The organism is Pedobacter sp. ASV1-7, assembly GCF_040203335.1.
In the GTDB taxonomy this organism is placed as follows: domain Bacteria; phylum Bacteroidota; class Bacteroidia; order Sphingobacteriales; family Sphingobacteriaceae; genus Pedobacter.
On the sequence record NZ_JBEHBV010000010.1, the window covers coordinates 137,071 to 155,649 of the forward strand.

An 18,579-nucleotide genomic window follows, 5' to 3' on the forward strand; every position below is an offset into this window, starting at 1 on the left:
TTCCCCTTAGTCCAGCGCTATGGGGGAGTAAAGCCCCTGCATAGATCAACCAAAATAACACATGCCTATGGAATCCATTCAAATACTGGGACTTGCAGCGGGCATCTGTACCTCATCCTCGGTGATACCCCAACTGGTTAAAACCATACAGGAGAAAAAAGCGTCCGATGTATCCTGGATCATGTTCATTGTACTGATCATTGGAAATTCCCTCTGGATCTACTACGGCTGTTCCAAATCGGATATTCCAATCATCTCCACCAACATATTTTCCTTACTGCTCAATACGGCCATGCTGTTTTGCAAGTGGAAATACCGGAGAAAAAACAACTAAACCCTAAACAGCTACAAAATGTTATACGTTTTTAAAAAAAACTGAATCCAAACCAGTTGATGCCCCGCATATGGAAACCGGGAAATAGCACTGACAATGATTAATCCTGATTAAACTAATGAAAAAAGACGTAGATGACACAGAGCTAAAACGATGCGGCAAGTTACTGATCAAACATCAGCTGACCATAGCCTTTGCCGAAAGTGCGACTGCCGGGCGTATATCCGCTGCATTTGCCATGGTACCTGATGCCGGTAAATTTCTCAAAGGCGGCATTGTCTGTTACGACGCAGATTTAAAATGCAGTCTGCTCGATGTTCCAAAAAAACAGCTCAAAGAATTTACACCTGAATCAGAAACTGTCACCCGAGGAATCACCAAAGGAGTCCAAACACTCATCCCAGCGGATATTCACATTGGCTGTACCGGCCTGACCGCACCAGGCGGAAGTGAAACCCCGGGGAAACCCGTAGGTACCATGTTCCTCCATGGCCTCCAAGGACAGCAGCAAGTGCTTGACGAAAGAATCTTCTTCCAGGGAGCCCCGGACGAGATTATATCCCAGACCATCACCTTTCTCGCCAAACACCTGCATCAATACTTAAAAAACTTAAAATAAGCTGCTGCACCCTTCATTTCACTACTCAAAGGGGCCTCAGGGCTGCTTATCATAGCTGATGATCACAGTTTCCAGATCTATCGTCGGAGGCCCGGTCAGCACTTTCCCTGAAACATCAAACCTTCCACCGTGACAAGGACAGTCCCAGCTTTGCTCAGCCGCATTAAACTGAACGGTACAACCTGCATGTGTACAGGTAGGGTTTAGTGCAGTTACCTTTCCAGCATCATCCTTATAAATCGCCAGCTTTTTCCCTTCAAAATCCACCAGCTTTCCTTCCCCTGGTTTAAGGTCAGTAAGCGCCTGCAAATGCGAAGAAGAAAACCGGTCGACAATAAAATGCCATGCCACATCCGCATTTTCCTTTACAAATTCACTAAATCCAGCTACAGGCTTCATCCGGGAAGGCCTGAATAAACTGGCATATTCATTTTCTTTATCCAAAACCAGATCTGAAATGATCTTTGCCGAAAGTGTTCCGAACATCATCCCGTTGCCATTAAATCCCGTAGCCACATAAGTCCCCTCAGCAGCACCTGGTAATTGCCCGACATAAGGCAATCCATCTACCGGCACATAGTATTGCGCCGACCACTGGTAAACCACCGATTCCACTGCATAATATCGACCAGCATAATCCTTTAAACGTTGGAAGGCAGCTTCCGGACCATCGTGACCGGTTTTATGATCTTCACCACCCACAATTAAATAAGACTGTCCATCAATTACATGAGTCCGGAAATAATGATAAGGCTCCTGCATATCATAAGCCAGGCCATCAGGATAATTCCCGTCTTTCAACTTCAGCCCTAATACATAACTGCGGTAAGGCGCATTCCTTAAACTCATCAGGTTTATCCCCGGCGGAATATGCGTAGCATAGACCATTTTCCTCGTAAGGATCATGTCAGCATCAGATTTTGCAGCAAAGACCCCGTCTTCAAAACTGCTTTCCCTGATCCTAGTGTTCTCCAGCAATACACCGCCCAGCTTTAGAAACTCTGCCAGCAGTCCATTAAGGTATTTTAGAGGATGAAACTGTCCCTGCCCCTTGAAACGGATCACCGAATCAAAAGGCACCGGCACCAGGTTTTCCTCTGCAGACTCCACCGCAATCCCTGCCCGTTGAGCAGCTTCCAGGATTTTCTGCAACTGCTTGCTTTCTTTCTCATTCTCCGCATACAGCCAGGCCGACTTAAATTCAAAATCACAATCTATGTTCAGCTCTTTCACAAAACCTTCGATCATACCCATCGCCTGTTTGCCTCCTGCGGCCAGTAATTTAGCTGCTTGCTCACCGAAATCACTCTCCACTTCCGGATAAGTCGCATCAAAAAAAGTATTCAAATGCGCAGAAGTGCCTCCAGTTGTTCCAAAGCCAGCTTGTCTTGCTTCAGCTATCACACAGGAAAGTCCTGCACGCTGCAATAACAACGCTGTGGTAATCCCGGTAATACCCGCTCCAATAACCAGGCAATCGTATAACTTACCTGCCTGATGTCCAACTCCTATTGGTTGATTTCCAGCCCCCACTGAGGCTTCCTGCCAGGGGATGGTACTTGTACTGTCTCTCAACGCAGCATTCTGTTTACTATTTTCCATCTTTACCCGTTTAACATAAAAGTGATCAATATAAATTAAGCAGAGTGGTAAGGGTTATCATGATTCAGGAGCCCTTTAACCAAAGCTTTCCACTGCGGATAAGAGAAACCAACCTTAGCGCCCCAGCCCACAAAAGTATTTCGGATATTGTCCAGCGTATTGTCCGTATCGGTATTAGGAACCTCATTGCGACCATGTTCTTCCGCATAGATTGCATTACCAATGCGCTTCACCTGGAAAGTAGATGTTGCTTCATCGGTAAGAAAATGTGCAGTGTCTTCATTGCCGGTCAGCGGATTTGGGGATGGCCTTGCGGTCATGCTCAACACCTCTGCATCATCCAAAACCTGCATTTTAATTTCTTCAATAGTTACCCAGTCATAACCACCGCCGGTTTGGCCACCCGGCCCCGGAATATCAATCCGAATATGATCACCACTTGTCGCTTTACGCTGCACCAGATTTCCCGCTGCATCTGTCAAAAAAAAGTCTGACATCGATCCCCCTGCAATTTCCCTCCAGCGGTTTACATCCAGCAAACGTTCCTTTACCGTTTTAAAAAAGTGAATTGCTTCTGACTCAGAAGCCAGCTGTATCTTTTCAACCACATTAATTTCTGATCCTGTGTACTGATGCGGCACATGTGCCGCTCCCGGCTCACTATTTTCTTTATTTGTTTCCATAGTTTTATAGGTTAGGTTTATATTTATCACCCAGGCTAACTTCCGTACCCAAGCCCATGGTTCCCAGAATTTCATTGACCGAAAAATAAGCACCGCAGACAAATTCATCAGCAGCGCCATAATAAATCCTCTGCCGATATCCATCCGCCACATGTCCATTGATTACAAAAGCATCTTCCAACTTCATTAAAATAGTACCCAGAATACTGATGATAATCATTAACCACCCAGGTAAGAAAATGTTTCGTCTGTATGATATTTAAAATGAAGTTTCAGCAATTGCGAGTTATCTTAAGTACAGAGACATGACCAGCGGACGACCTTGAGAAAAAATGAATGGAGGGCTTCCAGTTGAAAATGGATCTAAGCGTTTTCTGAATTTAAGACTTGGAAATTATACGATCCGAGTAATCCTACTTAATTTTCGCCCCTTCCAAATTCAACTGCTTAAACAACTCCTTAGTAATTAGCTTCACATTACATCCCAGCTGCTCATAACTGCAGTGTCTTAAACCAAGTGGAAAAGGCACACCATCTTCCCTTTTTATCAAATCAATTGTAATCACAGCACTTGGAAATACCAAATCCTCTCCCTGCATCAACCCAAAGACAGACCTGGCAAACCCCTCATCCTCCCCAAGCGAAAAACACCCGTAGGTCTCCATCCCTTTTAGGGTTTTCATATTCAGCGAAATCTCATAACTTGTTTCCATCATCTATCACATAAAAGAGCCGCTCCCTAAAGAGCGGCCCGGTCAACCTAAATTTAAAACCATTAATTACTTGATCTCAATCTGGCGGGATTGCACTTTCGCTTCCTCCCGTTTAGGAATATCAATACACAATACCCCATCATTGTATTTCGCCTCAATTCCATTCTGGTCCGCAGTTTCAGGCAAAGTAAAAGAACGCACAAACGAACTATAACTATATTCACGTTTCGCATAATTGCGCTCTTGTTTTTGATCCTCATGCACCTGCTCAACCGAAATGCTCAACACATCCCTTTCCAGCTTCAACTTAAAATCCTCCTTTTTCAGACCAGGGGCAGCCAGCTCCACATGAAAATGATCCGCACTTTCAGAAATGTTAGCCGCAGGCACCTTAGTCATCATGCGGTCAGAGAAAAAAGTATCATTGAAAACAGAATCGAAAACATCATTAAAGCCAGGCATTAATGAATTGTTACTTTTTGGATTAAATTTAACCAGTGTCATAGGTTTTTCCTCCTTAATTTGATTTAATGATTAAAACATACAATTAATTAAACTCATGAACTTCGCGTTCAGTTTTCCCAATACAAGCAAAATGCCAATGCCAAAAACACCCGCTCAGACTGAAAAATTTTCAGCAGCAGTGAAAAAATTTCAGTTTCATAATGCCAAAAATTCACCTCCAAATCCCAGCTGATCCATTCAACCCCGAAACTATATTCATCCGCAATTGTTACCCTAGTTAAGTAAATGAATCCTTAACAGGTGCATACACCTATCCAGATGAAACAAATAGCCAATATGAACAATGCGGAAAAAACCTACTATACTTCAGCTTAGCACTCAGTACCTGCGCGACACTTTTCAATGCCTGCAAAATCAGCATACCAAAAGGAGCCAGAACAAGCTCTATACCCGAGTCCGTAAAAGATAACTACCTCGCGCAAGCTGAAAAATTAGACTACCGCACAGCGGATCTGGTTTGGACAGCCCATAACAGTCAATAAGCACCGAATGAAACAAATCATCTTTTTTGGCGATAGCCTCACCGCAGGATACGGCTTGCGCTCAGCCCCCACTGAATCCTTTCCGGCACTATTACAGCAGAAAATCAATCAAAGTTGTTTTCCTTACCAAATTATTAATGCAGGAATCAGCGGAGATACCACTCAATCTGCATTATACCGACTGGAAAACGTATTGCGCTCGCCAGTAGCTATATTTATCCTTGCTCTTGGTGCAAATGATATGCTCCAGAGTCATTCACCTGCTGCAACAGCCGCCAATCTGGAAAAGATCATCCAGCGCGTAAAAGAAACTAACCCGGAAGTTAAGCTGGCTTTATTGGGAATGGAACTTCCTGCCTGGATCACACAGGCAAAAGCGGAGCCTTACCGCAAGCTTTATAGAGGCCTGGCCGAAAAATACGGAATGAGTTATTTACCTTTTTTACTCGAAGGCGTTGCCGGAAAGCCAGAGCTGAATATGCCTGACGGACTTCACCCCAATGCCGCAGGTTACCAGATCATCGCTGAGCGGGTATGGCCATTGTTACATAGCATGCTGGAAATTCCAGATGAGCAGGCATAAGATCAACGCTGACATACGGGTTTAAATAAGAGCCCCATCATCGAACATACAGTCCCTTATAAAAAACCAAGACCCGGAAAATCCGGGCCTCAGTAACGATTAAAACTAAACATGGATTGCCTAAATATTTGACTGTAAACTTCTGAAACAATTAAAATGAGCTGACAATTCCCTCATAATCAAGCCACTCCTGCCCAATTTTAAACAATAATGCAATTACATTGTTGAATATGATAAATACTAAAAGCGATGGAAGAATTTAAAATAGAAGTAGCAGATAACGGGCAAGGGAAGTTTTACGACATCAAACCTTTAGGTAACGCACGTTATCAGATTTACATTGAAGGAGAAACCATAGGAACAATTCAACTGGACGAAAAAGACCATGCCCGATGCGAAAGCCAGGGATGCGAACTGGATATGCCACTGCTGAATTCCATCCGGGATCAAATTCAAGCACACGAAAACTGGAAACTTTAACCAAAATCAAAACATTATGCCCTGGCCCAAAGGAACCTATCCACCCTCCTATAAAAACCTTCCCATTAAACTAAGGGAAAAAGCAGTAGAAATCGCCAACGCAATATTAGAAGAAAGTGGCGATGAAGGTCTGGCCATAGCCACAGGCCTGAAAAAAGCCAAAGAACTCAGGCAAAAAAAGAAAGGGAAAGCCTAAACAGCAGCCTCCCTCAAACATATAGTTTTAACCTACATTTTACCATCATGGCCACAACAAAAGAACTTATCGAGCAAATTAACCACCTGTTTACCGAAAACAAACTGGAGTCTTTTATGGACTACTTCGCAGAAGACATCGTCTGGGACATGTACAGCGCATCTGGTCATACCACCTTTAACGGAATAGCAGAAATCAACCAGATGGATGGCAGCAATGTTGCTCAACACAGCAACTTCCGCTTCAGCACCATCGTGATTGAAGGCGATATGGCCTCGGTACAGGGCAGCAGTACTACTACAAAAAAAGACGGCACACAGTACGAAAGCAACTTTTGCGACATCTACCATTTTAAAAATGATAAAATCGTAAAAATGAGTTCCTATGTAGTGGACAACATCAAATAGCAAAACAGTCCTGTCCGCAATCCTTTTTGACTAACTCAGACAAAAATGAGGTGAGGCTTCAACACAAGGGAATTTTGCATACATTTATTTTATGCAATCAGATTTACTTTATGCACAATACAAGCTGGTCCAGCAGTCCAGGCAAGTCGTTTTCCAATTCCTGAAAGAAAACCTCATGGATGATCTGGCAAAGCCACTCCCCGTCTTTCTGGACAAAACCATTTCCTATATGTATGTGCATATTGCCAATACCTATATCGCCTGGGCAGGGAATTTTGCAATGAATGGTGCCTCCACTTACTACGATCAGGACCAGCCTTTAAATATAACCCAGATCGAAAAACTGTTTGCGCAGATAGATAAAATCATGGCAGGTTTTATCGCACATTTCTCAGCAGCCCCAACGCAGGACGTTAAAGGCTATAAATGGCCGGAAAAATACATTGAAACTGATGCCTACAGCATATTCACTCATGTCATTACCCACGAGTTTCACCATAAAGGCCAGGCCATGACCATGGCCAGGCTGCTCGGTCACACTCCACCGGATACGGATGTAATGCGCTTTTAATGTTAAATATCCAATTCCCTACCATCAGGTAAACACTCCAGTTCAACCCTATCCAGCCTATCCCCCGCATCAACCTTCCCCTCCGGACTTCAGAATCCTCAAAACCAAGCCATTTTAGCTGGAGAAGGAGGCTTAAACGAAGCCCTTACCAAAAACGTATCCTAAGGATACCCTCTGTAAATAAATCACTGAATTCCTGAAGTTCGATTTTTAGAACAATTTCATCATCAAAAATCAATCTATATATCGAATGAATAAGATCAATATTGTTCAAGAAATTCCTGTAATTTTGCAACAAAATAACGCCTGTGAAAAATAAATCAATTGAAGAACTTCAGCAGGAAATTGCTGCTGACAAAGTCCGTATCAAAGAATTGATGCAGATCAATGAAGAACTGACTGATTTTATCGAAAATGCAGCCCTTCCCCTTCACTGGGTGAATCACCTGGGAATCATCACCTGGGCCAACCAGGCCGAACTCAGTGCATTGGGTTATGAAAAAGATGAGTATATCGGACAACCCATCAGTGCCTTCCATGCCGATGCCGAGATTATCGAAGACATTTTATGCAGGCTAAAAAATAATGAAACACTCCATAATTACCGCGCAAGGGTCAAATGTAAAGATGGCTCCATCAAACATGTACTGATCAGCTCTAATGTATTAACCAGGGACGGAAAATTTATTCATACACGCTGCTTCACCAGGGATGTCACCGCTATTGTTCAGGAAGAGCAGCGTAAAAATGATTTTGTCTCTATGGTTAGCCATGAACTTAAAACACCGCTGACTTCCATTTTAGCCTTCATTCAGATCATGCTGTCCAGGTCTGCAAAATCCGGAGATGCATTCATCACCCAATCCCTGCGGCGAACCGAGAAACTAGCACTGGGCATGACAAAAATGATCAACGACTTCCTTCATATCTCCAGGCTTGAACAAGCTGAAGTCAACCTCAACATTGAGTCATTGGAACTTCACCTGCTCATTCAAGAGGTTGTTCAGGAATTACAGTTGACGCACCATTCCCATAACATCAAACTCATACATAGCGGACAGGTACGTATTGCTGCAGACTATGCAAAGATCAGTCAGGTGCTGATCAACCTGATCAGTAATGCCATTAAATACTCTCCTGAGTCTAGTACCATCACTGTAGGCTATGAACCTGAGGGCTCAAGGGTGAAAATATTTGTACAGGACAAGGGCATTGGAATTGCAAAAGCAGATCAAAAAAAACTATTTCAACGCTTCCAAAGGATAGAGAATCTCGCGACCAAACACACCACCGGCTTTGGCATAGGTCTATATCTAGTCGCCGAATTCCTGCGTTACCACAACAGCATAATTCAGGTTGACAGTAAACAAGGAGAAGGATCTACTTTTTATTTTTTCCTAGATATCGAGCCTCAAGATTAAGGATCAGCCAGACCATATCCCACCATAAAGCGCATTGCCCCCCATCTACATAAAAACAGGCATTTAGCCTCCCGCCACTATAAAGGCACCACCACAATCCATTACTTTCAGCATAGACTCACTCATTGCCAGATCTTTAAAAGTCCTTCCGCTGATTGACCGTATACCGGATCATGATGAGGTAATCCCACCTGAGCTATCTTTCCACTTACATCCTCAGGCCGCTTATCCTCTAATCGGATCAGGTCGGGTTCCTTACCATCTGGATATGCCCCAACTACCGAAAAATCCTTACTGTGATGAATGGACCTATGCCCCGTCCCTGCCGGGAGTATCAACACATCTCCTGGGTGAACTTCCAGCTGTCGCCCCTGTTCACCACCCAGTTGCAGGGATGCTGTACCGGAATATATACCCAATACTTCATGCGTATTGCTGTGGTAATGATGATAATCATATACCCGCCAGCGAAACGCATTGGTCCAACCATTTTGCTCAAAACGATCTTCCAGCCAGTCCGCCGCATGCTCCGGCTCAAATTCAATTACCTTTCGGTAAACAACGACAGGAAAGCTATTATTGGGCGTAACCCCGTCATCCATAAAATGATAAATTTCAGCGGTATCCATAAGCCATTAAATTTCGCAAACGTAAATAAATTGGCCGATCTCTTCAGCCAAAGATGCCGGGACCTGCCCCAGGCCATTCCAGCAAAATTAAAGTTGAAATGCTATTGTTTAAACTTTAATTCTCTAAACTGTACACTCCATATCGGCAGGACCATACTTTTGCGGGCCTTCATTATCCGCTGATACAGTTTTTTTAGGTTTTGCCCATGTGGCTTCTTCTGTTTAACCGGGCTAAGGGTTTGATCTTTCATGATGCCAGTTCCTTTCTTAGTTACCTGTATTACAATTCCCGCTGCAAGATTGTTCTAAAAAATATATAAATAGCTGTATACTAAATCAGTAACTGTCAATCCGTCAATCAAATCGCCGCTGAAACACCAATAGATTTACAGCTCGTGCATGTTTAAATTTTAAAACAAAACATTTGAATTGATTTTTAATTTGCTTAAATTCGATTGAAATCGAAAGCCCATGAAGATTACCCCTGACTTATTAAAAGCACACGATTATAACCGTAAAATGCGTGCCCTTTCCCGTAAAGGTGCCGCCCTGAAAAAGAAGTCACGGGAATTAAATGAAGTCCTGAATGCAACACTTAAAAAGTGTGCCGAACTGCTTAATCCCAATAAGGACAAACAAAAATAAAGCTTTTATTTACAATTGTGCGGTAGCTTTGCCCTTATGATCCCAATGATCTTTTACCACCCTACCTTCAGTGTCTGTCAGCAAGCGTCTTGCGTACCGCTCACCCTTAATTTTACCATTGGCATCCTTTTGTCCCATAAATAACAGAATGGGCCGACCCCGGTCATCTGTTTTAAACGCCAGATCATACCTGCCCGATCTGATTTCAATCATGGAATCTGCTGCATACTGTTTACCGAGTACCTTTAAAATGGTTTCTTTTAACATCAGATTTTTTTTATATGTTACTGGTACAATTGCTGCTCCTCAGTATAATAAGATTTACGGCCCCCAATCTCCTCTACCAGTATCTTTTTACCGGTCGGACTTTCTTTGATCCCGGCTCCATGGATTTTTAAAAAATCCTTAATCTCTCCACCCAGCTCATCGGGTAACATTTTGCTGATCTGCTCAATTTCCTTACGCAACAACTTTCCGATCACCTGATGTAGCTCCTTTACTTTCGCTTTAGGAATCGCTTTAGCGGGCGAGAAGGGAGAAATCCTTGCCTCCCATAAAATTTCATCCGCATAAGTATTGCCGATACCCCGGATGATATGCTGGTCCATCAATACTGTTTTTATGGGCGCTTTCTTTTTCGCCAAAACCCCTTCCAGATAGGCTACACTCATTTCTTTGGAAAGCGCATCCGGCACCCCCGAGGCTGCAGGATTTAAGGTAGGAGTTGCAGCTTTTTGAAAGTCTGACAATGCAAAACCATCCCCTGCTTTAAAATAAAATGAAATAATGGGATATTTTATTTTATCATCCGCTTCAATCAGCTTTAGCGCTCCATGCAGCATCAGGTGTAACCCTAATACCCTTTCAGCTCCAAAATGCAGCTGAATGGTTTTTCCTTCTCGTTTTACCGCAGTCAGCTGATGCCCTTCTAAGGTTTCCTTTAGCTCCTTTTCCGGCACATTCAGCTTTTTAGCGACCTGCACTTCCAGGCGCTCCAGGGTCTTATGCTTAAACCGTTTTTCCAGGTTAGCAGCGAAGACTTCAAGATCAGGTAATTCGGGCATATACAGATGTATTAAAATTAAAGACTTAATCAGAACAATATTGAAAAGATAAAGTTTCAGAGATTGTGAACCTCCTTTACTTTTAGCTTCAAAGCGAAAAAGTCTGTATCTGGTGAAGTGGTCAGTATTATCTCAAACCGGTATCAGACATTGAACTCTAATACAAGCATATTCTCAATTCGCGAATTGAGAATCAAGCAAATTCAGCACTCTAATTTCTTACATCCAATCCACACTATTTAAAATTCCGGCCGCCATGAAACACTTCTTTAGGAACTTCTCTCCCAGCCTCTGCGCTTTTATTCTGAGCCGAATATGGCGCAGATTTTTCATCACCCCTAGCTAATGTCAATACAGGTAAATCATCAACTTCCCGCTGTACCAGTTTACCCAGCATCTTAGTGAGATCAAAACACTTACTCACAATCACGTGTACCACATGACCTTCCCGCTGCAATCTACCCTCGACCATCAGTAACCTGGAATGCAGAATTTCCTTACGAAAGGTCTCAAACAATTTCTCAAAGACCACCAAATTTGAATAACCTGATTCATCTTCAATCGTAATAAAGCATACCCCTCCAGCCGTTCCAGGCCGTTGACGAACCAGCACCAACCCTGCTACTTTAACCAGCTGTCCATTGACGGAATCATTGTTAATCGTGTGGCAAGAACGGATATTTAACATATCCAGCTGAGCACGAACGAAACTCACCGGATGTGCTTTTAGTGATAAACCAACGGTGGCATAATCCTGCACAACATGTTCCCCCTTACTCATCAGAGGCAATTCAACCTGAGTTTCCAGCACACTTTCCGAAGCTTGCCCCTTGAACAATTCAACCGGCATATCCTGCAATGCAGACACTTCCCATAATGCTTTCCTTCGATCCATTCCCATTGACCGGAAGGCATCCGCATCTGCCAGCTTTTCCAAAGCACCCAGAGACACACCTGCATCCCGCAAAGCAGTTATAGACTTATAACCATCACCCCTATTCTCTACCAGAATCTCCATTTCATCCTCACGAACTCCCTTAATCTCCCTGAAGCCCAAACGAAGCACAAAATACTTGCCCAATTTTTCTTCCAGCTTATTGTCCCATAAAGAATAATTCACATCGACTTCACGTACCTCAACACCATGTTTCTGTGCATCAATGACAATCTGTGCAGGCTGATAAAAACCCATCGGCATACTGTTGAGCAACGCCGCTGCAAAAGCATCAGGATAATAATGTTTAACCCAGCAGGAAACATACACCAATAAAGCGAAACTTGCCGCATGAGATTCTGGAAATCCATAACTTCCGAATCCCTCCAGCTGTTTAAAAATCCGCTTCGCAAATTCAACCGTATAGCCCTTACCCACCATACCTTCAATCAGTTTCTGCTCATACTGGTTGACAGCCCCCTGGAACTTAAAAGTAGCCATACTCCTTCGCAGGCCATCCGCCTCAGCAGGCGTAAAACCAGCCGCAACAATGGCAATCTTCATCGCCTGCTCCTGAAACAGCGGCACCCCCAATGTTCTGCCCAAAATCTCTTTCAGCTCCGGTGAAGGGTAAACTACCGGCTCTTCTCCATTGCGCCTTCTCAGGTAAGGATGCACCATATCTCCCTGAATCGGCCCCGGACGAACAATAGCCACCTCAATCACCAGGTCATAAAATTCCCGTGGTTTCAACCTGGGTAACATAGACATCTGTGCCCGGCTTTCAATCTGGAATACACCCAGCGTATCAGCCAGACAAATCATGTCATAAACATCCGGATCGTCCTGCGGAATATTAGCCAGCGTAAACTCCTTCCCGTAATGATCCCGGCAGAGATCAAATCCCTTTCTTATACAAGTCAGCATACCCAGGGCCAGCACATCCACCTTCAAAAAACCTAAAGCATCAATATCATCCTTGTTCCATTCAATATTGGTACGATCTTCCATTCTGGCATTCAGGATCGGGCAAAGATCAGTAAGCTTACCTTGAGTAACCACAAAACCACCAGTATGTTGTCCCAACTGACGTGGGAAACCCATCATTTGCCCGGTCAGTTCCAGCGTCTTTTTCAAATGCGGATCATTCGGATTCAGCCCCGATTCAGTGATTCTTTTACCTTCAAACCATTCATTGGTATACTCCCACAAAGAACCCGAAAGCCTATTGATGGTATCTACAGATAATCCCATAGCTTTACCCACATCCCGGATCGCACCCTTTTGATGTTGCTGGGTTACCGTTGCTACAATGGCTGCACGGTCACGTCCATACTTATTATAAATATATTGGATAATCTCCTCCCTGCGTTCATGCTCAAAATCCACATCAATATCAGGAGGCTCATTCCGCTCCGGAGAAATAAAGCGTTCAAAAAGCAAATCAAATTTCATGGGGTTAACCGAAGTAATACCCAAGACAAAGCAGATCGCAGAATTCGCTGCAGAGCCCCTTCCCTGGCAAAGGATCCCCCTGGACCTGGCCTCACGCACAATGTCTTCCACAAATAAAAAGTAATTGGCATAATCCATCTGCTTGACAAAAGCCATTTCATGATTGATCATATTCACAACCTTCTCAGGAACTACGTCTCCATATACCTCATGCGCCCCTTTCCAGGTCAGGTATTCCAGCTCTTCCAATGGAGAACGTCCACTTTGATTGATTTCCTCAGGATAAACATATTTCAGTTCATCCAGGGAAAAATTACAGGCTTCAGCAATGACATTGGTATTTTCAATAGCTTCCGGACATCTGCGAAATAACCGCTGCATCTCCGTCACCTCCTTCATATAGCGCTCCGCATTCTGGTGCAAACGAAATCCTGCTTCCTGTATGGTACATTTTTCCCGGACACAGGTCAGTACATCCTGCAATTCCCTGCGGGATGGATCATGATAATGTACATCGTTAGTAGCTACTACTGGGATTCCATAAAAATCAGCAAGCTGCCTGGTCCTGAAAATTAATTTATCATCATTGCCCAGATACGTTCTGGTGGCTGAAAGATACAGCTGTCCAGCCAGCGCCTCACGATATTGCGCCACTGCTGAAATGAAACTGGCTTCATATTCAAACCTGCGGTTAAGCACTCCAGGCATCACCAGCGTAAAAATCATTCCTTTGCTGTGTGCATAAACATCAGACCGGGAAAGATGACAGGAACCTTTTTCTGCCCGCATGTTCCCTAAAGTGAGTAAGGCAGACAACCTTCCATAAGCTGCCTTATCTGTAGGATAGGCCAGTAAACTCGGGCCATCCAGCAGATCCAGTCTGCAAGCTGGGATCAGTTTTACGTTCTTTCCCCGGCAAGCCGAATGCGCCCGTACGATCCCCGCCAATGTATTCCGATCTGTTACAGCAATCTTTTGATACCCGAAAACCTCTGCCTGGTTCACCAGCTCATGCGCATGTGATGCACCCCGCAAAAAACTAAAATTAGAAGTCACCTGTAATTCACTATATCCCATAACCCCATCCTTTACGCAAAAAATCCATGAATAAACCACTGGTATTTCTGATCAGCACCATAATGGCCGGAGCGAAACAGCCAGTACCGTGCGCCCTGATTATCCTCCACCTGGTAATAATCCCTATGTTCACCCACATCCAGCCACCATTCCCGTTCAATCCGCTCAGGCCCGTCAGCCTTGATCACCAGATGTCTAACTCCTTTGTAAATAAAAAACTTAGGCGGATGATCTGGAATCAATGCCATCACCTCAATCGGGTCTGGTCGCTTCAGCAATTCAGTTGGGCGGGGTTGCTCTACCCGCCAATTAGTTGCCCGCTTTTCAGAAATCGATCCCGCCCTCAGCACTGCACGCTCAGGCCAGTAACGTGTCGCTGGCAAATACCGGTGGATCACCTCAGCACCTACCCTTCCGGCAACCCGGTCTAATAAACGAATGACACTCTGATCATCCAGTCCTGGCTTTGTGGTCCACATCTCTTCCTGCGGAACCTGTACATCATCTACCTTAGGCGCATCCAAAACAAAAAGCTCAATCCCCAGTCCAGGGCGGATCTGATCAATCTTTAACTGAAAAAGCTTAAACAAATGACTAAGGCTATGGCTGGCACCACTGGTACCAATCACCACCTGAACCACCTTTCCATCAATCCGGTATCCTGTAAGCACCCCAGTTCGCAATCCTTTGCCCTCAGCCTGCATACGCTTACATAAACTTTCCAGCATTTTAGTGATCGCAATTTCAATTCCTGTCCGGGTTTTGATCGGCTCCAGAGAAAGCAGACGCTCCCGAAATGGCACCGGAACCTGCAACGGCAGCAGCACCTCGTCTTCGGTTCCCAATGCCTGGGCCAGTCGCAATAGAAACCCTTCCCCAAAACGCCTGCGCAATACAGAGCGCGGCATGCCAATGAAACTTTTAATCTGGTAAAATCCCAGTTTATGCAATTTAGCCAGTACCGAATTTTCCAAGCGCAAAGCCTCCGGCACCAAGCCAAGCAAAGCCTCCGGATGCCCACCCACAGGAATCAGTGGCGTCACTTTACCATAATGGGATACCGCCCAGGCAGCTCCTGGAGTATCCGCAATCGCTACCCGAACGGTATATCCCTTGCTTTTTAAACGCGAAACGATCTCTTTCAAATACTCCCGTTCACCACCCCAAAGGTGCGTACATCCGGAAACATCCAGCAACAGCCCATCCATTCCAAATTCATCAATGGCCACAATAGGCGAATACCTCACACACCATTCTCCAAGACCCCGCAGTAAATTACGCGGACGTTCGGGCTTATCATCCAGCACTTCCAAGCCCGGGCAGATCGCCTTGGCATCAGCCGCCCGCATACCTGCTTCCACGCCAGCTTCAGCAGCAAGTGAACTCACCTCAGTAATCATCATGCGCCCATGATCAGGCGCAGCAAATACAAAGGGCACATCAGCAAGTTCAGGCCTGCGGATCAGCTGCCAGTCAGCCAGTAGCTGGCGGAACCATATAGAAACAAAACGGCTTTGCATAACACTTATCCAATTTGCCTCTTCTGTTTTTCCGGCCACACCGACTGCTCAGTTAACTTCTCAACTGCTGCAAAATTTTCTCCCGCCCATTCCAGCACCCAGCTACCAGGATTACCATTACGCACCTTCAGCAGCTCAACCTGCCACCTTGGAAACCCCAAACCGGGAAGACCATTTCCGGTATCAGAAGGCAATGGGCTGATCTTCCACCGCGCAGTAGCTACAGTACTCGCCGCTTTACTGGCATCCTTTCTCAGGATAAAACCAGTCACCCCGCTCTGCTCAACGGCTAACTGTAACCTGCGGGAGGCTATTAAACTCAAATTATTCAATTCAGCAACTACCGCTGCCAATCCTTCACACTTCAAAGCTTCTTCAGTAATCCAAAGCGCATCTTTCTCCGTCTTCACATCCATGAAAATAATTCTTTCCGGCTCCACATTGAATGCATTTAATGAAGCAGGAAACAACCTCCGGGATGTACTCACCCAGACACAGGCCGCACCATCCTGCATCAAAACAGCCAGCAGACCAGCAATAAAACCGTCACTGCATGCGGCATCCTCCGGCAAAACGGTGATAAATTCATGAATTGCCCTTTTGGGAAATACCCCGCCCGGAAATGCCTGCTCAATTTCACCAAGTCCAATCCTTTCAGCGCTAGCCCCAGCCTGGGGCTTAAAGCCCTGCCAAAGCAGGATATCCTGCTGCAGTTTGATCAATAATTCCTTTTTAGCATCCATAATTCATCCCTTTTAACGCCACTATTCCATCAGCTATCAAATACACAACAAACATAATACTAAAAATGTTAGTAAATAATTAAATGTTAACAATTCAATGAATTTTGTTGACAAAAACCCAAAACAACACTATTAAGTCACAATAAAACATTTTAAATGCTAATATTTTTAGTTATTTATCAAAATTTTTATATTTGTAACATGAACCTGTTTTCAGCAACGGAATTATTTGATGGAGGGATAAAGCGGTATACAGATTTCCAATTGCCTGACACTGAACTGCGATTATGGCAGCATCTTTTTGATAAGCCAAAATCGGATGCCTATTACAACATCCTTTTAAGCGAATCCCCATGGCAACAGCGCATACGAAAAATGTACGACAAGGTGATTCCTGATCCCCGGCTAACCGCTTACTATGGCGGAGAAAATGGACATCAGTGGACTCCGGTATTACTTGAAATTAAAGCATCAGTAGAAAAGATCACAGGCATCCGCTTCGACCGCGTCCTGTTAAACCTCTATAGAAATGGAAAAGATTCTGTAGCCTGGCATAGTGATAACCTTCCAGCAGATGGCAAGCACCATCACATAGCTTCCCTCACTTTTGGAGACACCAGAATCTTTAAAGTTCGTCATAAGTTCAACAAAGACCTCTCAGGACTGGATATTCCACTGACCCATGGGAGTTTACTATTGATGGGTGATACCATGCAGGACTACTACGAGCACCACATCCCTAAAACAGCAAGAACGGTCGGTCCCCGCATCAACCTCACTTTCCGGATTTCGGAATCTTCAAAACCAGTTTATTTTGATAAGGCAAAAACGAGCTCATCATTCAACATATAAATTTCAGAAGAAGCAGGAATGTGTGAACAATTTAGATTTCACAGGCGCAAATCTGCTCGCCTATTTCTTCGACAAACCATAAAGGGAGCTGGCCAAAGCCATTCCAGAAAATTCCTACCGCAGTAATCTCTGGATAAAGATCAGCTAAAATCTTATTTCTATCGCACACGCGGTAAACACCATCCTCCATAGGCAATACGGTCAGCTGCATGCCGGATGCTTTAATTTTATAAGGTTCTATCTCATTATAAAAAGCTTTCATAGCATATTGTGTTCTGTGATTAACTCTCCAATCTGTTGAATAAAATCATCATCAAGTTCACTCTCAGTCGCCCATTTAACCCATTTGAGCTGATCACCCCCAGCTTCCTGAAAAATCACACCTAACTTATGATCACCTTCCATAATCCGGTAAAGACCATTTTCAAGTGGTTCAATTTTAAAGCGGTCTTCCAAAAGTTGTATTTCAAATGATTCCATATCTATAGATAACAACAAGGTCAGCATTAGGTTTTAGCAGCAATAACAAAGGCCTTCAATTTGTGCAGTTTCCCATCAAGAAACTGCCATACATCGCAATAAGCATAATCAACCATTTTGCCATCCTCATTTTTCATGCTGATCTGACCGATTGCCGTCACGAAATCATCCTCAGCAATCAAGCGCTCAACCCTAAATTTAGGTGGCTCCACATAAACCTTTGCCATATACTCCCGCACATCCTGCTTACCCTGCAAGGTCTGTTCGCCGACAAAAGTCCACTCCGTATCTGCTGTACAGAAGGAAAGAAAACCTTCATAGTCGCCTATGGTCATGGCAGCGTTCGCCTGTTCCAATATTTGCTTATTGTTCTCCCTCATTTGCTCAGGCTTTATTTAAATACACTTTTACCGCCTCAATCTTATTTCCAACTTCCCGAACCACTTCTTTTAGTTCATCATTGGTCACCTTCAACTGACTGGTCCAATATTGAATTTCATAATCGTTTTCCATATTGATATCATCTGCATCAGCAAATTGATCCTGTTCTTTCATTATGTTATC

General features: G+C 44.2%; 25 protein-coding genes. 10 read left to right on the plus strand and 15 right to left on the minus strand.

The features are described 5' to 3' along the window. Positions 1 to 67: 67 nt before the first annotated feature. On the plus strand, positions 68 to 334 hold the full coding sequence (locus ABDJ41_RS23060) for a SemiSWEET family sugar transporter (protein WP_372849382.1): 267 nt from the start codon (positions 68 to 70) through the stop codon (positions 332 to 334). Positions 335 to 452: 118 nt separating this feature from the next. Next, positions 453 to 953 (plus strand): CinA family protein, encoded by a 501-nt coding sequence (locus ABDJ41_RS20430; protein ID WP_349787981.1) that lies wholly within the window; start codon positions 453 to 455, stop codon positions 951 to 953. Positions 954 to 989: 36 nt separating this feature from the next. Here the strand turns inward: ABDJ41_RS20430 and ABDJ41_RS20435 are convergent, their stop codons facing one another. The 5 genes from ABDJ41_RS20435 to ABDJ41_RS20455 all read right to left on the minus strand — a co-directional run bounded on the left by ABDJ41_RS20435 (position 990) and on the right by ABDJ41_RS20455 (position 4,455). Beyond that, positions 990 to 2,555, minus strand: coding sequence for an FAD-dependent oxidoreductase (locus tag ABDJ41_RS20435; protein ID WP_349787982.1), 1,566 nt, complete (start codon positions 2,553 to 2,555; stop codon positions 990 to 992). A 35-nt stretch (positions 2,556 to 2,590) separates the two neighbouring features. Next, positions 2,591 to 3,238 (minus strand): hypothetical protein, encoded by a 648-nt coding sequence (locus tag ABDJ41_RS20440; RefSeq protein WP_349787983.1) that lies wholly within the window; start codon positions 3,236 to 3,238, stop codon positions 2,591 to 2,593. Positions 3,239 to 3,242: 4 nt separating this feature from the next. Beyond that, positions 3,243 to 3,458: a hypothetical protein gene (locus ABDJ41_RS20445; RefSeq protein WP_349787984.1), complete on the minus strand. Its 216-nt coding sequence runs from the start codon at positions 3,456 to 3,458 to the stop codon at positions 3,243 to 3,245. Positions 3,459 to 3,651: 193 nt separating this feature from the next. Beyond that, positions 3,652 to 3,954 carry a hypothetical protein gene (locus ABDJ41_RS20450; protein ID WP_349787985.1) on the minus strand — a complete coding sequence of 101 codons (303 nt, stop codon included), beginning with the start codon at positions 3,952 to 3,954 and terminating at the stop codon, positions 3,652 to 3,654. Between the two features lie 63 nt (positions 3,955 to 4,017). Then, positions 4,018 to 4,455 (minus strand): Hsp20/alpha crystallin family protein, encoded by a 438-nt coding sequence (locus ABDJ41_RS20455; RefSeq protein WP_349787986.1) that lies wholly within the window; start codon positions 4,453 to 4,455, stop codon positions 4,018 to 4,020. A 510-nt stretch (positions 4,456 to 4,965) separates the two neighbouring features. Between ABDJ41_RS20455 and ABDJ41_RS20460 the strand changes: the two genes are divergently transcribed. From ABDJ41_RS20460 to ABDJ41_RS20485, 6 genes are all read left to right on the plus strand, one after another. Then, positions 4,966 to 5,541, plus strand: coding sequence for an arylesterase (locus ABDJ41_RS20460; protein WP_349787987.1), 576 nt, complete (start codon positions 4,966 to 4,968; stop codon positions 5,539 to 5,541). 249 nt (positions 5,542 to 5,790) lie between these two features. Then, on the plus strand, positions 5,791 to 6,021 hold the full coding sequence (locus tag ABDJ41_RS20465) for a hypothetical protein (RefSeq protein ID WP_349787988.1): 231 nt from the start codon (positions 5,791 to 5,793) through the stop codon (positions 6,019 to 6,021). Positions 6,022 to 6,037: 16 nt separating this feature from the next. Next, complete coding sequence (locus ABDJ41_RS20470) at positions 6,038 to 6,217, plus strand: DUF2188 domain-containing protein (RefSeq protein ID WP_349787989.1); 180 nt, start codon at positions 6,038 to 6,040, stop codon at positions 6,215 to 6,217. 47 nt (positions 6,218 to 6,264) lie between these two features. After that, on the plus strand, positions 6,265 to 6,624 hold the full coding sequence (locus ABDJ41_RS20475) for a nuclear transport factor 2 family protein (RefSeq protein ID WP_349787990.1): 360 nt from the start codon (positions 6,265 to 6,267) through the stop codon (positions 6,622 to 6,624). A gap of 91 nt (positions 6,625 to 6,715) precedes the next feature. After that, positions 6,716 to 7,195: a DinB family protein gene (locus tag ABDJ41_RS20480; RefSeq protein WP_349787991.1), complete on the plus strand. Its 480-nt coding sequence runs from the start codon at positions 6,716 to 6,718 to the stop codon at positions 7,193 to 7,195. A 308-nt stretch (positions 7,196 to 7,503) separates the two neighbouring features. Continuing rightward, positions 7,504 to 8,616, plus strand: a complete 1,113-nt coding sequence (locus tag ABDJ41_RS20485; RefSeq protein ID WP_349787992.1) for a PAS domain-containing sensor histidine kinase — start codon at positions 7,504 to 7,506, stop codon at positions 8,614 to 8,616. A gap of 122 nt (positions 8,617 to 8,738) precedes the next feature. Here the strand turns inward: ABDJ41_RS20485 and ABDJ41_RS20490 are convergent, their stop codons facing one another. Continuing rightward, a complete protein-coding gene (locus ABDJ41_RS20490) occupies positions 8,739 to 9,245 on the minus strand; it encodes a cupin domain-containing protein (RefSeq protein WP_349787993.1) in 507 nt (168 codons plus the stop codon). A gap of 471 nt (positions 9,246 to 9,716) precedes the next feature. On the opposite strand from ABDJ41_RS20490, the gene ABDJ41_RS20495 reads away from it, so the two are divergent. Beyond that, on the plus strand, positions 9,717 to 9,890 hold the full coding sequence (locus ABDJ41_RS20495; RefSeq protein ID WP_349787994.1) for a hypothetical protein: 174 nt from the start codon (positions 9,717 to 9,719) through the stop codon (positions 9,888 to 9,890). Positions 9,891 to 9,899: 9 nt separating this feature from the next. Here the strand turns inward: ABDJ41_RS20495 and ABDJ41_RS20500 are convergent, their stop codons facing one another. The 5 genes from ABDJ41_RS20500 to ABDJ41_RS20520 all read right to left on the minus strand — a co-directional run bounded on the left by ABDJ41_RS20500 (position 9,900) and on the right by ABDJ41_RS20520 (position 16,683). Further along, a complete protein-coding gene (locus ABDJ41_RS20500; RefSeq protein ID WP_349787995.1) occupies positions 9,900 to 10,157 on the minus strand; it encodes a hypothetical protein in 258 nt (85 codons plus the stop codon). 17 nt (positions 10,158 to 10,174) lie between these two features. Beyond that, entirely contained in the window at positions 10,175 to 10,954 is a 780-nt protein-coding gene (locus tag ABDJ41_RS20505; RefSeq protein ID WP_349787996.1) for an Fpg/Nei family DNA glycosylase, read from the minus strand. A 235-nt stretch (positions 10,955 to 11,189) separates the two neighbouring features. Then, positions 11,190 to 14,420 carry an error-prone DNA polymerase gene (locus ABDJ41_RS20510; protein WP_349787997.1) on the minus strand — a complete coding sequence of 1,077 codons (3,231 nt, stop codon included), beginning with the start codon at positions 14,418 to 14,420 and terminating at the stop codon, positions 11,190 to 11,192. Between the two features lie 11 nt (positions 14,421 to 14,431). Beyond that, positions 14,432 to 15,979: a Y-family DNA polymerase gene (locus ABDJ41_RS20515; protein WP_349787998.1), complete on the minus strand. Its 1,548-nt coding sequence runs from the start codon at positions 15,977 to 15,979 to the stop codon at positions 14,432 to 14,434. Continuing rightward, positions 15,946 to 16,683 (minus strand): ImuA family protein, encoded by a 738-nt coding sequence (locus ABDJ41_RS20520; RefSeq protein WP_349787999.1) that lies wholly within the window; start codon positions 16,681 to 16,683, stop codon positions 15,946 to 15,948. The genes ABDJ41_RS20515 and ABDJ41_RS20520 overlap by 34 nt, the downstream gene beginning before the upstream one ends. 201 nt (positions 16,684 to 16,884) lie before the next feature. Here ABDJ41_RS20520 and ABDJ41_RS20525 point away from each other — a divergent pair, with 201 nt between their 5' ends. Then, a complete protein-coding gene (locus ABDJ41_RS20525; protein ID WP_349788001.1) occupies positions 16,885 to 17,535 on the plus strand; it encodes an alpha-ketoglutarate-dependent dioxygenase AlkB family protein in 651 nt (216 codons plus the stop codon). Positions 17,536 to 17,566: 31 nt separating this feature from the next. Here the strand turns inward: ABDJ41_RS20525 and ABDJ41_RS20530 are convergent, their stop codons facing one another. The 4 genes from ABDJ41_RS20530 to ABDJ41_RS20545 are packed head-to-tail and all read right to left on the minus strand — an operon-like array spanning position 17,567 to position 18,570. Next, positions 17,567 to 17,797, minus strand: coding sequence for a hypothetical protein (locus ABDJ41_RS20530; protein WP_349788002.1), 231 nt, complete (start codon positions 17,795 to 17,797; stop codon positions 17,567 to 17,569). Further along, positions 17,794 to 18,015, minus strand: coding sequence for a hypothetical protein (locus tag ABDJ41_RS20535; protein ID WP_349788003.1), 222 nt, complete (start codon positions 18,013 to 18,015; stop codon positions 17,794 to 17,796). Before ABDJ41_RS20535 ends, ABDJ41_RS20530 begins: the two co-directional genes overlap by 4 nt. A gap of 26 nt (positions 18,016 to 18,041) precedes the next feature. Continuing rightward, positions 18,042 to 18,395, minus strand: coding sequence for a nuclear transport factor 2 family protein (locus tag ABDJ41_RS20540; protein ID WP_349788004.1), 354 nt, complete (start codon positions 18,393 to 18,395; stop codon positions 18,042 to 18,044). Positions 18,396 to 18,399: 4 nt separating this feature from the next. Beyond that, complete coding sequence (locus tag ABDJ41_RS20545; RefSeq protein WP_349788005.1) at positions 18,400 to 18,570, minus strand: DUF3606 domain-containing protein; 171 nt, start codon at positions 18,568 to 18,570, stop codon at positions 18,400 to 18,402. Positions 18,571 to 18,579 lie beyond the last annotated feature (9 nt).

Coding starts and splice junctions, on each gene's coding strand:
- ABDJ41_RS23060 (WP_372849382.1), top strand. CDS start 68: ATGGAATCCATTCAAATACTGGGACTTGCAGCGGGCATCTGTACCTCA.
- ABDJ41_RS20430 (WP_349787981.1), top strand. CDS start 453: ATGAAAAAAGACGTAGATGACACAGAGCTAAAACGATGCGGCAAGTTA.
- ABDJ41_RS20435 (WP_349787982.1), bottom strand. CDS start 2,555: ATGGAAAATAGTAAACAGAATGCTGCGTTGAGAGACAGTACAAGTACC.
- ABDJ41_RS20440 (WP_349787983.1), bottom strand. CDS start 3,238: ATGGAAACAAATAAAGAAAATAGTGAGCCGGGAGCGGCACATGTGCCG.
- ABDJ41_RS20445 (WP_349787984.1), bottom strand. CDS start 3,458: ATGATTATCATCAGTATTCTGGGTACTATTTTAATGAAGTTGGAAGAT.
- ABDJ41_RS20450 (WP_349787985.1), bottom strand. CDS start 3,954: ATGATGGAAACAAGTTATGAGATTTCGCTGAATATGAAAACCCTAAAA.
- ABDJ41_RS20455 (WP_349787986.1), bottom strand. CDS start 4,455: ATGACACTGGTTAAATTTAATCCAAAAAGTAACAATTCATTAATGCCT.
- ABDJ41_RS20460 (WP_349787987.1), top strand. CDS start 4,966: ATGAAACAAATCATCTTTTTTGGCGATAGCCTCACCGCAGGATACGGC.
- ABDJ41_RS20465 (WP_349787988.1), top strand. CDS start 5,791: ATGGAAGAATTTAAAATAGAAGTAGCAGATAACGGGCAAGGGAAGTTT.
- ABDJ41_RS20470 (WP_349787989.1), top strand. CDS start 6,038: ATGCCCTGGCCCAAAGGAACCTATCCACCCTCCTATAAAAACCTTCCC.
- ABDJ41_RS20475 (WP_349787990.1), top strand. CDS start 6,265: ATGGCCACAACAAAAGAACTTATCGAGCAAATTAACCACCTGTTTACC.
- ABDJ41_RS20480 (WP_349787991.1), top strand. CDS start 6,716: ATGCAATCAGATTTACTTTATGCACAATACAAGCTGGTCCAGCAGTCC.
- ABDJ41_RS20490 (WP_349787993.1), bottom strand. CDS start 9,245: ATGGATACCGCTGAAATTTATCATTTTATGGATGACGGGGTTACGCCC.
- ABDJ41_RS20495 (WP_349787994.1), top strand. CDS start 9,717: ATGAAGATTACCCCTGACTTATTAAAAGCACACGATTATAACCGTAAA.
- ABDJ41_RS20500 (WP_349787995.1), bottom strand. CDS start 10,157: ATGTTAAAAGAAACCATTTTAAAGGTACTCGGTAAACAGTATGCAGCA.
- ABDJ41_RS20505 (WP_349787996.1), bottom strand. CDS start 10,954: ATGCCCGAATTACCTGATCTTGAAGTCTTCGCTGCTAACCTGGAAAAA.
- ABDJ41_RS20510 (WP_349787997.1), bottom strand. CDS start 14,420: ATGGGATATAGTGAATTACAGGTGACTTCTAATTTTAGTTTTTTGCGG.
- ABDJ41_RS20520 (WP_349787999.1), bottom strand. CDS start 16,683: ATGGATGCTAAAAAGGAATTATTGATCAAACTGCAGCAGGATATCCTG.
- ABDJ41_RS20525 (WP_349788001.1), top strand. CDS start 16,885: ATGAACCTGTTTTCAGCAACGGAATTATTTGATGGAGGGATAAAGCGG.
- ABDJ41_RS20530 (WP_349788002.1), bottom strand. CDS start 17,797: ATGAAAGCTTTTTATAATGAGATAGAACCTTATAAAATTAAAGCATCC.
- ABDJ41_RS20535 (WP_349788003.1), bottom strand. CDS start 18,015: ATGGAATCATTTGAAATACAACTTTTGGAAGACCGCTTTAAAATTGAA.
- ABDJ41_RS20540 (WP_349788004.1), bottom strand. CDS start 18,395: ATGAGGGAGAACAATAAGCAAATATTGGAACAGGCGAACGCTGCCATG.
- ABDJ41_RS20545 (WP_349788005.1), bottom strand. CDS start 18,570: ATGAAAGAACAGGATCAATTTGCTGATGCAGATGATATCAATATGGAA.